A 3,838-nucleotide genomic window follows, 5' to 3' on the forward strand; every position below is an offset into this window, starting at 1 on the left:
TCCCGGCAGAGCGGCAGGCGAGGATTATTGAAGCCATCCAAGAGGTAGGCCCAGAGGTTCTGCGCCCCATAAAAGAAAAACTAGGCCACGGCGTCTCATACGAAGAAATACGCCTGGTCAGGGCACAGTATGTATACAACCGGAAACGGTGCCTGTCTTGAGTATTTGAGTAATCGAACTGTTGCCAAACAGCCACGAATTTTTGAGCTTCTAATAAAAAGAGACGGCAAAAGAAGTTTAACCGGCCAGATTTTTCTTCTTTTTAAAGCAGCCTTAGCTCTTTGTGTTTGAAGGTGTTCGCTAGTCCATTCAAAGATGGGTTCGTCTTTGCCTCTAGCTACCGTCCTGGTTTTGTCTTTGCCTTGGATACATTTTTCTTTAATGGGACAATTCTTACAGTTTTTCTTTTTATCCCACAACCAAGTAGAAGGTAAGCCACCAATCGGTTAGAATTAGTTATATGTAGCAAGAAACAAACCAAAAATTCAGGCATAATAAAAACTATTTCTATTAAGGGGGACGAATGATCGTAACAAAAAGACTACCTGCGCTAAAATTATCCGCACTTCTGCTGGCACTTCTACTAACTCTCGGCGCTCTTGCCGTGACCGGATGTAATGAGAACGACAATGGTGGCAACCAGGCAAAGGCGCCAACAACGACCGAGAAATCAAAAGAGGTCAATGCCAACTGGACTATCAAAGTAAACGATAAGCACACCGTCGATTCACAGGGCCTACCGATCGATTACACGCTGCAGTTTACGGCCACAAAGGCTGGCGGTACCGACCCGACGGGTTCCTACAAGGGAACAGCGCACCTCACTGTAAAATCCGATTTGAGCAAGTTCAAAGGACTGCCGCAGTCGGTTATTAAAGTGATGGGGAGCATAGACGGGCAAGGGGACGACAAGAACCTTACGTTCAAGGTTATAACCTTCGCCGATGCGCGGAAGGGCGCGGCGAGCCACGGTTCTGTCGATAGCGACTTTACACCGGCAACGCTGGTGCCCCCGACGAAAACTAAGACAACCGCAACATTAGCTTAATATCGAGGCTAAGGCCATCGGTGGCGAGCATGCCAAGTATTCGGATCAAAGGTCCGCAAGCGATAAAGTATCTTTCAGCATGAACATAGTCGGCGCGACCGTCTATATCGATATTCTTCCAAACGCCGGCAGATTTAAGGGCACTGTAACGGGCGATCCGATTAAATAGCAAGGTTTTATGTCATAGCCAGGAACGCCAGCCGAAACGGTGCCTGTCTTGGAAACAGTCCGAATACTCAAGGCAGGCACCATGCACAACCTAGTTTGCCATGCATAAATAATAGCAGAGGATGAACACTACTAGCTTTACTCCGGCAACAACGCCGCATCCTCAAAACCATCCAACTTCTTCAGATACATAAACCTCTCCAGGGGCCTGATGTATTGGCTCCACTCGGCGTCCTCGTCGGCGTTTTCGTCCGCCTGCAGGAACATATTGATTTTTGCGTCGGCGTCGTCGCAGAAGTGTAGTAGCAGGGCTTCGAGTGTTTTGGGCCTGCGGGGTGATTGTAGCTCGTATGAGCCGTGGTGGCTTAGGATGAGGTGGCTGAGCTGAAGCGTGACCTCGTCAGGTATGTCGGCAAGCTCGCTTGCTGCTTGCCGCAACATCTCATACCCAATAACGTGATGCCCGATCAGGCGGCCTTCAGTAGAGTAGCCGATAGACTTGAGGTATGAGAATTCTTTTATTTTGCCGATGTCATGCAGCAGGGCACCTGCGACTACAAGGTCGCGATTTACATCGCCGGGGTAGTTATTGGCGACAGAGTCACTTAGCTTTGCCACGCTGACCGTATGTTCAAGCAGGCCGCCGAGATATGCGTGGTGGAAAGCCTTAGCGGCCGGTGCTTTTAGGAAGCTTTCAAAGATGAGTTGGCTATCGAAGATATGGCTGATCAATTGCTTGATAGAAACGTTTTGGAGTGAGTCGATTAATGTCAGAAGCTCTGCTTGCAGCTCGCCGATATCTTTGCTGGTTACCGGAAGGAACTCACCAAAGTCGACCTGGCTTTCATCGACAGGATTAATGGTATTTATTTTTATTTGCGGTCGGCCTGCAAATGAACCGGTGATTCCCGATACCTCAACAACCGATTCAACACCAAAGAGATTGTAGGCAGCATCATCTAAATCCCATAGTTTTGCCTGTATGGAACCGGTTTTGTTACCGAGTATGAGGTCGCCGAAAGGCTTACCGTTTTTATCCAGCCTTTTTTCTTTTTTAAAAACCATGAGACGGCAGTTTACCCGGTCGCCGTCTTTGAGCTTATTTAGGTCGATAGCCATAATTCATCCTTAGTCGTAGTTGTTTTTTAGAATTATTTCTTAGAGTTGTTTTTTTAGATTTACTTCTTAGGCTGATTATAAAGCTAATAGGCGTAAGTTTACTAGCCTGGCGATGTGCATAGGTGGAACACTTATATAAGCATATCTTATATAATCACATCAATGGGTTGCGCAAAAGAAACGAGTGCCGATTTAGTTGGAGACCAACCTGCGCCTGCAGAACCTCACAACCCCGCAGAACTTGCACTTGCCCTCATCGCAGGTAAAAGGCCAGCTCTGGTCGGTGAGATTTATATCATCCACCATCGCCAGCAGCCCACCCTCGCACGTTGCGATTTCTTGCCGGTCGTAGACCCGGCTGATAGCTTGGGAACCATTCTCGAGCCCGATTACGGCCACCTCGACCTTCTCGGCGCCGCTTTTTAGAAGGGCAAGGCCGTAAATATCCATCTGCAGGCTATATTTTTCTTGAAGCACTTCTAAATCAACATCCCTGTTACCGGTCTTGTAATCGACGACTAGTATGCGGTCATCCTCTGCGGCCAGGGCATCGATTCGGCCCGAGAGGGTTACATCGCCGAGCAAGAAGGAGAAGGGGACCTCTTTTTGAATGTTCGCGGCCTGCCCGAGCCTTGCGGCAAGCGGCGATGCGCCGAATTCTTGAATGATGCCGAGAGCGCGTTGTTTGTCGCCTTCGTCGAGTTCGGGATAAGAGGCAATGACAGCCTCAACATCCTCGCTGACGGCCGGCAAGCCGCCTTCAGCCAGCGAGGGCATATCTATGCGCTCGAATAGCTCGTGCACAACGGTCCCGAACCAGGCGGGGAGGGAGACCTCTTTATCTTTGCCTCCAACGGGTACTTCAAAACCATCCGCACCCGCACCAGCACCAGCACTAATACTAGTGTTAGCATTAGCACCAACAATCCTCTTCAAATAAAACCCTTGCGGGCACGCTTGATATTCCTCGATCGAGGAATAGGTAAGTTCGCGGACGTGTAGACGGCTTACCAAATTAACCGGTGTGAGGTCGATTACCGGCAACGTCGCCTCATCATTCGTCTCATCCGCTTTATCCGCTTCGCCATTTTCTTCATCCTCTCCACCTCTTTCAGCAAGCCCCGAACCTATGCCAAGCAGGGGAGAAGGTGCCTCATCGATATCCGCGACCGTCCCGGGGCATACCACCCGGCAGTCAATACCACTCTCATGCCAGGCATACGAACCGGCATCTCTGGCATCTCGAATTCCATGGTGCTCGAGTCCAAGGGCGGCCATTAGCCACTCGATGTAGGTGTTGTTCTCGCTCTTGGCCGGATCTTTCTTATCGATATTGCAGATGCCCGTTATGACCAGGCGTTCTTCGGCCCTTGTTATGGCGACGTGCAAGAGGCGCTTATCCTCGCTGTCGGTATCTGCTTTTAGTTCATCCTTCAACTCGGGGTAGCCGGGCGCCTCGAAGGGTTTATCGATGCCCGCAACCTTGAACGCTATCGCGGGTTT

At 49.9% G+C, this 3,838-nt stretch carries 4 protein-coding genes; 2 read left to right on the forward strand and 2 right to left on the reverse strand.

Going from position 1 to position 3,838, the window contains the following annotated elements; all coding sequences use genetic code 11:
• The coding region (locus COY37_RS11755; RefSeq protein WP_353682993.1) for a helix-turn-helix domain-containing protein at positions 1 to 161 on the forward strand (161 nt) is incomplete at its 5' end.
• A gap of 362 nt (positions 162 to 523) precedes the next feature.
• The gene (locus COY37_RS02740; RefSeq protein ID WP_286678161.1) at positions 524 to 1,048 is read left to right on the forward strand and encodes a hypothetical protein; all 525 of its coding nucleotides are present in this window, start codon (positions 524 to 526) and stop codon (positions 1,046 to 1,048) included.
• 306 nt (positions 1,049 to 1,354) lie between these two features.
• Here COY37_RS02740 and COY37_RS02745 read toward each other — a convergent pair whose 3' ends face one another.
• Positions 1,355 to 2,335 (reverse strand): 3'-5' exoribonuclease YhaM family protein, encoded by a 981-nt coding sequence (locus COY37_RS02745; RefSeq protein WP_286678160.1) that lies wholly within the window; start codon positions 2,333 to 2,335, stop codon positions 1,355 to 1,357.
• Positions 2,336 to 2,527: 192 nt separating this feature from the next.
• The coding region (locus COY37_RS02750) for a PD-(D/E)XK nuclease family protein (protein WP_286975973.1) at positions 2,528 to 3,838 on the reverse strand (1,311 nt) is incomplete at its 5' end.

The organism is Candidatus Aquicultor secundus, from assembly GCF_002791875.1.
GTDB classification, from domain to species: domain Bacteria; phylum Actinomycetota; class Aquicultoria; order Aquicultorales; family Aquicultoraceae; genus Aquicultor_A; species Aquicultor_A secundus.